General features: G+C 67.9%; 13 protein-coding genes. 5 read left to right on the forward strand and 8 right to left on the reverse strand.

Annotated features, from left to right (window positions below; all coding sequences use genetic code 11):
- Positions 1-86: 86 nt before the first annotated feature.
- Positions 87-995: an alpha/beta fold hydrolase gene (locus tag HGR_RS08265; protein WP_006297746.1), complete on the forward strand. Its 909-nt coding sequence runs from the start codon at positions 87-89 to the stop codon at positions 993-995.
- Positions 996-1,050: 55 nt separating this feature from the next.
- Here the strand turns inward: HGR_RS08265 and HGR_RS08270 are convergent, their stop codons facing one another.
- Positions 1,051-2,376, reverse strand: coding sequence for a DUF3422 family protein (locus HGR_RS08270; RefSeq protein WP_138922448.1), 1,326 nt, complete (start codon positions 2,374-2,376; stop codon positions 1,051-1,053).
- A 162-nt stretch (positions 2,377-2,538) separates the two neighbouring features.
- Between HGR_RS08270 and HGR_RS08275 the strand changes: the two genes are divergently transcribed.
- Positions 2,539-3,177, forward strand: a complete 639-nt coding sequence (locus HGR_RS08275) for an MBL fold metallo-hydrolase (protein ID WP_006297748.1) — start codon at positions 2,539-2,541, stop codon at positions 3,175-3,177.
- A 147-nt stretch (positions 3,178-3,324) separates the two neighbouring features.
- Here HGR_RS08275 and HGR_RS08280 read toward each other — a convergent pair whose 3' ends face one another.
- Positions 3,325-4,176, reverse strand: coding sequence for a M48 family metallopeptidase (locus HGR_RS08280; protein ID WP_006297749.1), 852 nt, complete (start codon positions 4,174-4,176; stop codon positions 3,325-3,327).
- A 115-nt stretch (positions 4,177-4,291) separates the two neighbouring features.
- On the opposite strand from HGR_RS08280, the gene HGR_RS08285 reads away from it, so the two are divergent.
- The 3 genes from HGR_RS08285 (at position 4,292) to HGR_RS08295 (ending at position 7,981) form a co-directional block, all read left to right on the forward strand.
- Positions 4,292-5,659 carry an AmpG family muropeptide MFS transporter gene (locus tag HGR_RS08285; RefSeq protein ID WP_006297750.1) on the forward strand — a complete coding sequence of 456 codons (1,368 nt, stop codon included), beginning with the start codon at positions 4,292-4,294 and terminating at the stop codon, positions 5,657-5,659.
- A gap of 83 nt (positions 5,660-5,742) precedes the next feature.
- A complete protein-coding gene (locus HGR_RS08290; RefSeq protein ID WP_006297751.1) occupies positions 5,743-6,495 on the forward strand; it encodes a response regulator transcription factor in 753 nt (250 codons plus the stop codon).
- Between the two features lie 22 nt (positions 6,496-6,517).
- The gene (locus HGR_RS08295) at positions 6,518-7,981 is read left to right on the forward strand and encodes a sensor histidine kinase (protein ID WP_006297752.1); all 1,464 of its coding nucleotides are present in this window, start codon (positions 6,518-6,520) and stop codon (positions 7,979-7,981) included.
- A 320-nt stretch (positions 7,982-8,301) separates the two neighbouring features.
- Here the strand turns inward: HGR_RS08295 and HGR_RS08300 are convergent, their stop codons facing one another.
- The 6 genes from HGR_RS08300 to feoB form a co-directional block, all read right to left on the reverse strand.
- A complete protein-coding gene (locus HGR_RS08300) occupies positions 8,302-8,508 on the reverse strand; it encodes a zinc-finger domain-containing protein (RefSeq protein WP_006297753.1) in 207 nt (68 codons plus the stop codon).
- 78 nt (positions 8,509-8,586) lie between these two features.
- Positions 8,587-9,525 (reverse strand): branched-chain amino acid transaminase, encoded by a 939-nt coding sequence (locus HGR_RS08305; protein ID WP_006297754.1) that lies wholly within the window; start codon positions 9,523-9,525, stop codon positions 8,587-8,589.
- A gap of 86 nt (positions 9,526-9,611) precedes the next feature.
- Positions 9,612-10,058: a hypothetical protein gene (locus HGR_RS08310; RefSeq protein ID WP_006297755.1), complete on the reverse strand. Its 447-nt coding sequence runs from the start codon at positions 10,056-10,058 to the stop codon at positions 9,612-9,614.
- A 33-nt stretch (positions 10,059-10,091) separates the two neighbouring features.
- Positions 10,092-10,925: an aldo/keto reductase gene (locus tag HGR_RS08315; RefSeq protein ID WP_006297756.1), complete on the reverse strand. Its 834-nt coding sequence runs from the start codon at positions 10,923-10,925 to the stop codon at positions 10,092-10,094.
- Positions 10,922-11,209, reverse strand: a complete 288-nt coding sequence (locus tag HGR_RS08320) for a DUF6587 family protein (RefSeq protein ID WP_006297757.1) — start codon at positions 11,207-11,209, stop codon at positions 10,922-10,924. The genes HGR_RS08315 and HGR_RS08320 overlap by 4 nt, the downstream gene beginning before the upstream one ends.
- 15 nt (positions 11,210-11,224) lie before the next feature.
- Positions 11,225-13,078: a ferrous iron transporter B gene (gene feoB / locus HGR_RS08325; RefSeq protein ID WP_006297759.1), complete on the reverse strand. Its 1,854-nt coding sequence runs from the start codon at positions 13,076-13,078 to the stop codon at positions 11,225-11,227.
- Positions 13,079-13,203: the final 125 nt, after the last annotated feature.

Consider the following 13,203-nt stretch of genomic DNA (forward strand, 5'->3'; position numbering starts at 1 on the left):
AAAGGCGCACCTCTTGTCCACTGCGGGACGGACGGCCGCGGGACCGGGGACTAACATCCCCGCGGACCATCCTGCGGAGCACGCCCATGATCGAGACCTGGCTACAAGCCCTGCCCCATGGCATTCACCTGAGCTGCCGCGCCTCGGGCACCCCCGGCCGACCTGTGCTGCTCTTCCTGCACGGCTTTCCGGAAGCGGCTTTCGTCTGGGACGAACTGCTCGAACATTTCACCCGGCCTGAGAACGGCGGTTACCGCTGCGTGGCGCCCAATCTGCGCGGCTACGAGCGCTCGAGCGCGCCGCCAGAACCCGCCGCCTACCGCGCCAAGCATCTGGTGCAAGACATCGCGGCCCTGATCGCCGTCGAATCCCCCGGCCAGCCCCTGGCCTGCCTGGTCGCGCACGACTGGGGCGGCGCCGTGGCCTGGAACTTGGCCAACCAACAACCCGCGCTGATCCAGCGCCTGGCCATACTCAACTCGCCGCACCCGGGCACCTTTCTGCGCGAGCTGAAAAACAATCCGAAGCAGCAAGCGGCCAGCGCTTACATGAACTTTCTGATCCGGCCCGATGCCGAAGCCTTGCTGGCCGAGGACGACTACCGCCGCCTCTGGGACTTTTTCCTGAACCTGGGTGCGGGTGAAGATGGCTACGGCTGGCTAACCGATGAACTGAAAGAACGCTACCGAGCCGTCTGGGACCAGGGCCTGACGGGCGGCCTCAACTACTACCGCGCCTCGCCGCTGCGCCCGCCCAGGCCAGAGGACGCGGCGGCCAGCCAGATCGAACTGCCGCGCGAGATGTTGACCATCGCCGTGCCCACCCTGGTGCTCTGGGGCCTGGGCGACACCGCTTTGCCACCGGAACTCATCGAGGGCTTGGAAGACTACATCCCGCAACTCACGCTGGAACGGGTGCCCGAAGCCACGCATTGGATCGTGCACGAACAAGCCGGGCGGGTCATTCAAGCGCTGCAGCGTTTTCTCGCGGCTTAGGCCACGGCTGCACCGATCGGCCGCGTGCCATTCACCGCGCGCGGCGCCCAGTGGACTACGTGTCGCCCGCCTTCAACTTCTGGTGGATGCGCCGCGTGACGCGCCACACGCCCCAGATCACCAAGGGGATCAGCGCACCGGTGGCGATTTCCACATCCACGTGCAGGCCCGTCGCCTTCAGGGCCTTGACGCCATAGACCAGCAGGCTGACCACGTAATAAGAGATCGCCGCGATCGACAGACCTTCCACCGTGGTCTGCAGGCGCAGCTGCAGTTCCTGCCCGCGGGTGAGCTTCTCCAGCAGTTGCTGGTTTTGCGCCTCGGTGGCGATGTCCACCCGCGTGCGCAGCAGGGCGCTGGCGCGTGCCACCCGCGCGGACAAGGACGACAGCCGCTGCGCGGTGGCCGTCACGGTCGCCATGGCGGGCGAAAGGCGACGCTGCAGGAACTCGCCCACGGTCTGGGTGCCAGACACAGGCTGCTCGCGCAGCTCTTCGAGCCGCTGGTCCACGATGGCGGCATAGGCGCGGGTGGCCGCGAAGCGGTAGTCATGCTCGGCCATGGCGCGTTCGATGCGCGCGGCCAGGCCGATCAGGGTGTCCAGCAGTTCCTGCTCCGAGGCAGATTTGTTCTCCAGCCGTGCCGTGATGCCCGCCAGCGCGGCTTCGGCCTCGCCCAGCATGGTGCCCAGGTCCTTGGCCACGGGCAGGCCGCGCAAGGCCATCAGGCGGTAGGTTTCGAGTTCCAGCAGGCGTTGGGAAATGCGACCGGCACGGGTCTCGGTCGTGGCGGGCGGAGCGATCACGAGGAAACGCTCGAAACCACTCTCGCGCAGATGGAAGTCGGTCACGGCCCAGGAATGGCCCTGGTTGCCCATGATGGAAGCCACCACCACCCGCTCACCGAACCAGCGGCGCGCCTGGGCCATGGTGGCTTCGGGGGTGCTCAGATCACCGTGCACCATGGCCAGCTCGATGGCGGCGAAGACGCGCCCGGGAATGTCACGCAACCAGTTCGGCGGCAGCACGAGGCCCGAGGACACATCGGGTTCGGCTGCGCCCAGGACAGCATGCGCGGGCAAGGGCTGCACGAGGGAATACCGCGTGTATTCGGTGTGCCGTTCCCACTTGACGGTGTAACCCTCGAAACGCAGGCGCAGGAAATTGGCCTGCAAGGCATCGAGCGTCAGCCCCTGCTGACCCGGCAGCCGCCGCAGGTGCGCGCATTCCTGCTCACGGCTGACGCCCGCGTTGAGAACGGCGACGTAGATGACCAGGGCAGGCAGGCGGATGCGCGCGGACGGACGGGCGTGCACCTCGTTGTGCAACACGGCACGCAGGTCGTCGTCCAGTGGCAGGAGCCGGGAGTAAGCGGCGCTCATGCTTGCCATTGTGCCGCTTCCGCCGGGTCATCGGCTACGTTGACTGCACGGGTCTCGGCGGGCGCCCATCGGGCCAGTCCCGAGTCCGGCGCGGCAGAGTTTTGGATAGCATCGCTGTCCAACACCGTTTCGGCCCGGCCGCTTTGAACCCAGTGCCTCACCATGCTCCAGTACCTGACCGTCCCCGTGACTGCCTTCCAGCAGAACTGCACCATCGTCTGGTGCGACGAGACCATGGACGCCGCCGTCATCGACCCCGGCGGTGACCTGCCCCGCATCACCGCCGCCGCCAGCGGGGCGGGCGTCACGCTCAAGGCCATCTGGATCACCCACGCCCACCTGGACCACGCGGGCGCGGCGGCGGAACTGGCCCGCGCGCTGAGCCTGCCCATCATCGGTCCGCACCCGGACGACCAGTTCTGGATCGATGGCCTGGCCGAGCAGGGTCGCCGCTTCGGCATGCCCGCAGGGGAGCCTTTCGTGCCCACGCGCTGGCTGCACGATGGCGACACGGTGCAGATCGGGCACTGCACGCTCAATGTGCGGCATTGCCCCGGCCACACGCCGGGCCACGTGGTGTTCCACTCACCCGAGGCGCACCGCGCCTTCGTCGGCGACGTGCTGTTCGCAGGCTCCATCGGGCGCACGGACTTTCCGCGCGGCAACCACGGCGACCTGATCCGCAGCATCACCGAGCGGCTCTGGCCTCTGGGTGACGACACCGTGTTCATCCCCGGCCACGGACCCGAAAGCACCTTCGGACAAGAACGCGAGACCAACCCGTTCGTGGGTGGGACGTAAAAAGTTCCCCCCACGCTGCGCTCACGGCGTTCGCTGCGCCACCCCCTCAAGAGGCGACGCCAGTGGCCCAGCAAAGCTGGTTCCACGGCGTCCTCGCTCCCTGTGCTGGTCTGGCGCAAGCTGCTTCCTGCACAGTCCTGTCGGAATCTATCCCCGCTTCGCCTGCTCGTAGAGCGGCTCAACCCGGGGCAGGTTTTTTTCGATTTCCTTGATGCGCGTCTTGCCCGAGGGGTGGGTGGACAGCCACTGCGGCGGCGCGCCCTTGCTGGCGCTGCCCATCTTGCGCCAGAGCGTCACGCCAGCACGGGGGTCGTAGCCCGCGCGCGCGGCCAGTTCCATGCCGACCAGATCGGCTTCGCTCTCGTCGTCCCGGCTGAAGCTCAGGGTCAGCAGGTTCGCGCCACTGCGCGCGACGGACTCGGTCAGGTTGGGGTCGATGCCCCACAAGGCGGAAGCCACCGCGCCCCCCACCCGGGCGATGCCGTTGGTGACTTGGCTCTTGCCCATGCGCTCGCGGGCGTGCTCGCGCAAGGCATGCGCGATCTCATGCCCCATGACCATGGCGACCTCGTCGTCGGTGAGTTTGAGTTGCTCCAGGATGCCGGTGTAGAAGGCGATCTTGCCGCCCGGCATGCAGTAGGCGTTGACCTGCTTGCTGACGATCAGGTTGATTTCCCACTTCCAGTTCTTGGCGCGCGGGTTCCAGCTCAGGGCATGGGGAATGATCTGGTCCGCGATGGCGCGCAAGCGGCGCACTTGGGGGTCATCGTCGGGCGCGAGGGCGTTCTTCTTGCGCGCCTCGTCGAGCTGCTGCTGGTACTGGGTGAGCGCCATTTTCTCGACGTCCTCGGCGGGCGCGAGCTTGGTGAACGCCGACGTCTTGCCCACGTCCACACCCAGCTTCTGCTCTTCGGCATGGGCCGAAACCGAGGCACAAGCCGCTGCCCACAGCAGCGTGCGGATCAGGAGGGAATTCAGGATGGAATTGCCTTTTTTCATGGTCCGCCAATCATGCCGCAAGGACAGGCGCCATGAAAAAACCACAGCGCGGCCTGTGCGTCCATGCTCGTCCACGCTCGTCCGCACCGGCCAAGCCCCCACGTATGATGCCCTGATGTCCAAGCCCCTTTCCGAGCATCCGGCCCCCGCGCAAACTGACGCCTCCGACAAACTGGGCTGGCTGGCCGCCTGGCGGATCTACCTGGAACCCGCCACGCTGCGCATGCTGGCCCTGGGCTTCGCCGCCGGACTGCCGCTGCTGCTGGTGCTGGGCACGCTGAGTTTTCGCCTGCGCGAGGCGGGCATCGACCGCGCCACCATCGGCTACTTGAGCTGGATCGGCCTGGCCTACGGCTTCAAATGGATCTGGTCGCCGCTGGTGGACCGCCTGCCTCTGCCCGGCCTGACCCGCTGGCTGGGCCAGCGGCGCGGCTGGCTCCTGCTGGCCCAGCTGGGTGTGGCGGGCGGACTGATCGGCATGGCGCTGGCCGATCCGCGGCAGGGCCTGCACGCCGTCGCGGGCTTCGCGGTGCTGGTGGCCTTCGCCTCGGCCACCCAGGACATCGCGCTGGACGCCTACCGCATCGAATCCGCCAGCACCGAACGCCAGGCCGCGCTGGCCGCCGCCTACCAGGCGGGCTACCGGCTGGCCATGATCTGGGCCGGGGCCGGCGTGCTCTGGCTGGCGGCGCGGGCGGAAATGGCGACCCTGCCCGGTGCGACACCGGTCTATCAGAACGCGGCCTGGACCACGGCCTATCTCGTCATGGCGGCGAGCATGCTGCCGGGCATGCTGACCGTGCTGCTGGCACCGGCCGTCTCCCTGGCCGCGGCGAAGGCCCCTGCCGCGCCCGGCCCGCTGGCGTGGCTGCGCGACGCCATCGTCGAGCCCTTCCTCGATTTCGTGCGCCGCTACCGCTGGCAGGCCCTGCTCATCCTCGCGCTCATCGCCATCTACCGCGTCAGCGACTTGATCATGGGCATCATGGCCAATCCCTTTTACGTGGACATGGGCTACAGCAAGGACGAAGTGGCCGCCGTCACCAAGATCTACGGCCTCTTGATGACGCTGGCCGGCTCCTTCCTGGGCGGCGCGCTGGCCTTGCGCCTGGGCGTGATGCGCGTGCTGATGCTGGGCGCGGTGCTCAGCGCGGCGACCAATCTGCTCTTCGCCTGGCTGAGCACGCGGGGGCATGACGTGACGTCGCTGATCTACGTGATCTCGGCGGACAACCTGGCCTCCGGCCTGGCCTCGGCGGCCTTCATCGCCTACCTCTCCGGTCTGACCAACGTCACGTATTCAGCCACCCAATACGCCTTGTTCAGTTCCATGTACGCGCTCGCGCCCAAGTTCGTCGCGGGCTTCTCGGGCGAATTCGTGGACGCCTGGGGGTACAGCACCTTCTTCACCAGCACGGCGCTGCTGGGAGTGCCCGTGCTGGTGCTCGTGGCCTTGGCGTCCAGGGTAGAGCGCAAGGGCTGACCCGCTTTACCTTTCTTTACGGCCACGACAAGCCGGGCTCATCCCCGGATTGCACCATGGCGGGGATGGATACACTCGCCGCCATGAGCCCCACGCCCCTGCTGATGATCGAGGACGACGCCCGGCTGGCGGCGATGGTGCGTGACTACCTGGCCCCCTCGGGTTTCGCCGTGCAACATGCCGGCACGGGCGCGGCGGGGCTGGCCAAGCTGGGGGCCTCGCCCCAGGGCGCCGAGCAAGCGCCGCAACTCATCGTGTTGGATTTGATGCTGCCGGACATGGACGGGCTGGACATTTGCCGCCGCATCCGCAGCCTGCCCGGCGCCACGGCGCACACCCCCATCCTCATGCTCACGGCCAAGGGCGACCCCATGGACCGCGTGATCGGTCTGGAAATCGGGGCCGACGACTACCTGGCCAAGCCCTTCGAACCGCGTGAACTGCTGGCGCGCGTGCGCGCCCTGCTGCGCCGGCATGCCCAATCCAGCACCTCCTTGAGCACGGACGAGGGCACAGGCAGCGGCCATCCGCCCCTGCATTTTGGTTCGCTCACGATCGACCGCGACGCACGCACGGTGACCGTGCAAGGGCGCTCCTGTGAACTCACCTCCTACCAGTTCGACTTGCTGGTGACGCTGGCGGAGCGCGCGGGCCGCGTGCTGACGCGCGAGCAGATCATGGAAGCGGTGCGCGGCCGCGAGCTGGAGGCCTTCGACCGCTCGATCGACGTGCACATGGGCCGCATCCGCGCGGCCATCGAGGCCGACCCCAAGGCACCCAAGCGCATCCTCACCGTGCGCGGCGTGGGCTACGTCTTCGCTCGCCAGCAGGATTGAGGGCGCTTTCGCGCGCCTGGTCATGCCTTCCCCGTCGGCCATGAAGATCGCGCCAGTCCACCGCCTCTACCTGCGCCTGTGGCTAGCCGTGGTAGGCGCCATTGGCGTGCTCACCCTGATCTTCGCGTGGATCACGCACATCGAACGGGTGCAAGCCGAGCGTGCGCGCGAGAGCGATCGCGCTCAACGCCCGGGCCGGGAAATCGTGCTGCGCAACGCCGAAGGCGAGGTGCTGGGCCGGGCCCTGACCCTGCGTCCCTCACCCACACCGCCGCGCCCGGTGCACGGCGCGAACTTTGGCCCTGGCCTGAATTTCGAAGTGCCGATGCGCGACGGTCAGATCCTGCACATCTGGCTGCCCGCGCCACCGCGCGGAGACATGCGCAGCCCGCCTCCGCCCGCGTGGTGGGAGCCACCTTACAGCCTGCCCGGCCTCTTGGTGCTGCTGGTGCTGATCGCCGCGGCCGTGGCGCTGGGCGCCTGGCCAGTCGTGCGCCAACTCACGCAGCGCATTGAAACCCTGCAACTGGGCGTGGAGCGTTGGGGCGAGGGCGATTTGGCGCGGCGCCTGCCGGAAGACGGACAGGACGAAGTGGCTTTCCTGGCCCAACGATTCAACGTGGCCGCGTCGCGCGTGCAGGCGCTGCTTGTGGCCCACAAAACCTTGCTGGCCAATGCCTCTCACGAGCTGCGGTCGCCGCTGGCCCGCATCCGCATGAGCCTGGAGTTGCTGCAGAAACCGGCCAGCGCCACCTCGCAGGCTCAACCCAATCCGGCCGCGTACGAAGAGATCACCCGCAACATCCGCGAACTGGACCAGTTGATCGACGAAATCCTGCTGGCCAGCCGCCTGGACGGCAGCCCCGACGCCTTGGGGCCGCTGGAGCCCATCGACCTGCTGGGCCTGGCCGCGGAGGAATGCGCGCGCACGGACGCCGAGCTCGACCCGCCCGCCGACACACGCAGCCTGCGCTTGCTCGACGATGTCGTGGGCCAGCCCCGCTTGCTGCGCCGTGCCGTGCGCAATCTCCTGGAGAACGCACGCCGTCATGGCGCGGGTTGGGTCACCCTGACGCTGAAGATCGTGGAAGTCGAGGCTGACCCTGTCCCCGCCAGCACCGCTGCGCAGGGGTCGCCGGGCGGCACGCCGATGGTCGAGCTGCGCGTCTGCGATCAGGGGCCTGGGGTTCCTCAGGCCTTGCGTGAAAGAATCTTCGAGCCCTTCTTCCGGCTGCCTGGCGCGTCCGAGCGCGAAGGCGGCGTGGGCCTGGGGCTGGCACTGGTGCGCACCATCGCCCAACGCCACGGCGGCACCGTGCACTGCGAGGATGCCCCTGTGCCGACGGGGAACCTGGGTGGCGAGGACAAGGTCGAGAGCTCAGACGCTGCGACCAGCGCTCGCGGCACCGGGCCAGGCGCATGCTTCGTGTTGCGCCTGCCTCTGAAACCAGTAGCGACACCAGCGTCGCACACGCCGACGGCCTGACCGCGCCTGAGCCCATGGCACGGCGAGCGGCCGAGGAACGGCGGTGTCGCGAACCGCAATCGCAATGGCAATCGCAAACCAGGTGGACCTGATCAGCATGCGGATTCGTTGCGTTCCAGATGCCGACGCATCGTGCCATCCGGGGCCTGGATCGGCGCCATTTCCCCCATCGGGGGGATAGTTCATCCTTTCCAAGCCCTGGACAATGGGCGCTCCCAACGACGTCCTTCCGAGGACTTTACAAGCCGCTCGCAAGAGCGGCTTTTTTTCGTCCCCGCGCAAGACGGCGGGCCTTAACAGCAGCGGCGCCGCCGCCGACCTCAGTGATGGGCGGCGACGTGCTCGCCCGCTTTCAGGCGGTAGACGGTGCCGCAGTAAGGGCACTTGGCTTCGCCGGTATGGGCCACGTCCAGGTAGATCTTGGGGTGGCTGTTCCACAATTTCATGTCCGCCTTGGGGCTGGGGCAGTAGACGCCGCCGTGGGCGTTCAGGTCCTTGGCCAGCAATTCAACGATGGGCTTGCTCATGGTGTCTCACCTTGTGTCTAGTCCGTGGTCTCTGGTTGGCGCGGCGCGCGGAGGGTCGGTGGCGCGCCGCTCCCGTGATCAGACCTTGCTCAGCCAGTGCGCGTACTTGGCGTTGCGGCCGTTCACGATGTCGAAGAAAGCGCTCTGGATCTTTTCCGTCACCGGGCCCCGCGCGCCAGCGCCGATCTGCACGCGGTCCAGCTCGCGAATGGGCGTGACTTCCGCGGCCGTGCCCGTGAAGAAAGCTTCATCGGCGATGTAGACCTCGTCGCGCGTGATGCGCTTTTGCACCACATCCAGGCCCAGGTCCTTGGCGATGTGCAGCACGGTGTTGCGCGTGATGCCGTTGAGGGCACCCGCCGACAAGTCGGGCGTGTAAATCACGCCGCCCTTGATGACGAAGATGTTCTCGCCCGCGCCTTCGGCCACGAAACCCGCGGTGTCGAGCAGCAAGGCCTCGTCATACCCGTCTTCCGTGGCTTCCATGTTGGCGAGGATGGAGTTGCTGTAGTTGCTGACGGCCTTGGCCTGCGTCATGGTGATGTTGACGTGGTGGCGCGCATAGCTGCTGGTCTTGACGCGGATGCCGCGCTTGAGGCCTTCCTCGCCCAGGTAGGCGCCCCATTCCCAGGCCGCCACCATCAGGTGGATGGTGTTGCCCTTGGGGCTGACGCCCAGCTTCTTGTCACCGATCCAGGTCAGCGGGCGTATGTAGCAGCTCTGCAGCTTGTTGACGCGCACCACTTCCTTCTGGGCCTCGTTGATCTGCTCGGCCGTGAAGGGCACGTTCATGCGCAGGATCTTGGCGCTGTTGAGCAGACGCTCGGTGTGTTCCTGCAGACGGAAGATCGCCGTGCCGTTGACCGTGTTGTAGGCGCGCACGCCCTCGAAGGCGCCGCAGCCGTAGTGCAGGGTGTGGGTCAGGACGTGAACCTTGGCGTCGCGCCACTCCACCAGCTTGCCGTCGAACCAGATTTTTCCGTCGCGGTCGGCCATCGAGGTCGGTAGGGAACTCATGAAACTTTTCCTCTGCTATTGCACTGCATCAAGACGCCCTGCCCCGATACATTCAAGGCAAGCAAAAAAGGCGCGAGCCGGCCATTTTACGAGGCGGACGGCATGTCGGCTGGGGCCGCGGTTTCGCCCTCATCCTCTGGCTGGGGCCGCCACATCGTCCAACGGGCCAGCTGGCCGTCGGCAAACTCCGCCTCGACCCAGGAGCCGCCCGGGTCCGTCCAGCGGTAGACCTCGGGTTGCTGACCCTGGGGCGAACGCAGCTCGCCCAGGGCGCGGGTCAGGGCCATGACGTGCAGCAGCGAGACTCGCGGCCGCAGCTTGGCGTTGAGCATCACGGCGCTGTCCACGTACCCCAGCGGACGCTCGCTGGCGCGGCGCATCACCGTCATGAAACGGTTGAAGTGCAGCAGCAGCCACATCACGATGCCGCCCGCGACCAGGGCCACGCCGCCCCAGCCCCAGGCGCGGTGCCCACCGACGAACAGCACGGCCAGGCCGAGCGCGACCAGAATCTTGCGCAGATGAATCTTCATGGCGGGCGATTGTCTCAGAGCCCGCTCATCGATTCAGAGCATCTCCAGCGGCATGGCCCGACGCGGCGGCGGGAACAGCGCGTCCAGCTCGGCGCGTTGCGCCGGGGTGAAGCGCAACTCGCGCGCGGCCGCGTTCTCGCGCAGGTGGGTGGCGTTGGCGCTCTTGGGGATCGCGATGACGCCGTCCTGCCCAAGCAACCAGGCCAGCGCGGCCTGGGCGGGGGTGCAGCCGTGCTTCTGGGCGAAGGCGCGCAGACCGGCATGGCGCGGCAGCCGCGCCTGCTCGATGGGCGAATACGCCATCACCGGCACGCCGTGCTCACGCAGCCAAGGTTGCAGGTCCCACTCGATGCCGCGCCGCCCCAGGTTGTAGAGCAGCTGGTTGGCGGCGCAGCCGGTGCCGCCCTGCACGCGCCACAGGGCTTTCATGTCGGCGAAATCGAGGTTGCTCACCCCCCAGTGCCGGATCTTGCCCGCGGCTCGCAAGGCCTCGAAGCCCGCCACGGTTTCGGCCAGGGGATGCTCGCCTCGCCAGTGCAGCAGGTAAAGGTCGATGCAGTCGGTGCGCAATCGTTGGAGGCTGCGCTCGCAGGCCGCGATCACGCCGGCGCGCGAGGCGTTGTGCGGGTAGACCTTGCTGACGAGAAAGGCCTGCGCGCGTCGGCCGGCGAGGGCCTCGCCCACCACCTCCTCGGCCCCGCCCTCGGCGTACATCTCGGCGGTGTCGATCAGCGTGAGGCCCAGGTCCAGCCCCGCTTGCAAGGCAGCGACCTCGGCCTTGCGGGCAGCGCGGTCCTCGCCCATGTACCAGGTGCCCTGGCCCAGGGCAGCGACCTGCTCGCCGGAGGGCAGGCGCACGGTGTTCATGAACGGCGGCGCAAGACGTGGACGGGCTGAGGTGCGTCCGGTACACGGGCGACCGAGGTTGCCGCCGCTTTCGCCCCTGGGGCCGAGCGATCACAGCCCTCGCAAGCGCAGCCGGTCATGGGCGCGCGGGCCGCGCGCTGCAGGCGGGTCGCCAAGGGCGCGGGCCAATGCGACCACGCGGCCAGCCAGCGCGCGAGCCCACGGCGCAGGACGGTCGGCATCAAGGCCTGCGCCGCGTAGGCAAAGCAGGCGATCACGATCAAGGCCACCACGATGGTCTGCATGACGATGCTCCCGGCTCAAGCGCCCAGCCACAGGGCGACGCGGTAGGTCACGAAGGCCGCGAAGTAAGCCAGCGCGAACAGGTAGGCGGCCATGATCAGCGGATAGCGCCAGGCGTTGGTCTCGCGCCGCACCACGGCCAACGTCGACATGCACTGCGGCGCGAACACGAACCAGGCCAGCAGGGCGTAGGCCGTGGCCATGGACCAAGTCTGGGCGATCACGGGCGCCAGCGCATCGGCCACTTCCCCCGTGGACGACAGGGCGTACACCGTGCCCAGGGCGCCCACGGCGACCTCGCGCGCGGCCAGGCCCGGCACCAGGGCGATCGAAATCTGCCAGTTGAAGCCAATTGGCGCGAACACCACCTCCAGCGCACGCCCCAGGTACCCCGCCAGGCTGTACTGGATGGCTGGGCCCGTGGCGCCCTCGGGTGGGGCCGGGAAGGTGGAGAGGAACCACAACAACACCGTCAGGGCGAAGATGATGGTGCCCACGCGGCGCAGGAAGATGCGCGCGCGTTCCCACAAGCCCAGCGCAAGATTGCGCAGGTTCGGCAAGCGGTAGGGCGGCAGTTCCAGCATCAGCGGCTGGTAGCTGCTCTTCATCCAGACCCGCTTGAGCAACCAGGCTACGGCCATGGCCGAAAGCACGCCCGCGATGTAGAGCACGAACAGCGTGAGCCCCTGCAGGTTGACGCCGCCCACCGTGCGCTGCGGCACGAAGGCGCCGATCAGCAAGGCGTACACCGGTAGCCGCGCGGAGCAAGTCATCAGCGGCGCGACCATGATGGTGGCCAGCCGGTCACGCCAGTTGGGGATGGTGCGCGTGGCCATGATGCCGGGGATGGCGCAGGCAAAACTCGACAACAGGGGGATGAAAGCCCGGCCTGACAAGCCCACCTTGCCCATCACGTTGTCCAGCAGGAAAGCGGCGCGGGGCAGGTAGCCCGAATCCTCCAGCACGAGGATGAAGAGGAACAAGATCAGGATTTGCGGCAGGAAGACCAACACGCCCCCCACGCCCGCGATCACGCCGTCGACCAGCAAGCTGCGCAAGGGACCGTCGGCCATGTGGGCGCTCAGCGTTTCGCCCGCCCAGGCCATGGCGTCGTTGATGGCGTCCATGGGCACGCTGGCCCAGGAAAACACCGCCTGGAACATCAGGAAGAGCAAGCCCGCCAGCAGAACCAGCCCCCACACCGGGTGCATCACGACGGCGTCGAGCCGGTGGTTGAAGCGCTTGAACTGGGCGGCGCCCGGCGCCGCGACGGCCAGGATGCGGCGCACCTCGCGCTGTGCCTCGGGCAAGCTGAGCGCCTGGTCCTTCGCCTCGGCTTGGGACGGCAGCGACCATTGCGCCTGCCGCTCCAGTTCCGCGAGCAGGGCCGCGTGGCCCCGGCTCTGCACCGCCACGGTCTCGACGACCGGCACGCCCAGCTCGGCGGACAGGCGCGCGATGTCGATGGCCAGGCCACGGGCGCGCGCCACGTCGGCCATGTTGACGGACACCATCATGGGCCGACCCAGGCGGCGCAACTCCAGCACCAGGCGCAAGTTCATCACCAGGTTGGTGGCGTCGACGACGGCAACGATCACGTCCGGGGCCGGCTCGTCGGCGCGCAGGCCCATCACCATGTCACGCGTGACCGCCTCGTCCGGCGTGGACGGCGTCAGGCTGTAGGCTCCGGGCAGGTCGATGAAGGACACCGTGCGGCCGTCGGCCAGCGTGGCGCTGCCGACCTTGCGCTCCACGGTCACGCCCGCGTAGTTGGCAACTTTTTGGCGCGCGCCGGTGAGCAGGTTGAACAGCGCCGTCTTGCCACAGTTGGGGTTGCCCACCAGGGCGATGCGCAAAGTTTCGGCGCTCATGCGGACCGCCTTGCTGCGTCCAACTCTGCGCTCGCCTCGAGGCGGACCTCGACACAGTGCGCCTCGACCTGGCGCAGCGCGAAGAAGGTTTCACCCACCTGCACCGCCAGCGGCTCGCGGCCTCC

Source organism: Hylemonella gracilis ATCC 19624, from assembly GCF_000211835.1.
Lineage (GTDB): Bacteria > Pseudomonadota > Gammaproteobacteria > Burkholderiales > Burkholderiaceae_C > Hylemonella > Hylemonella gracilis.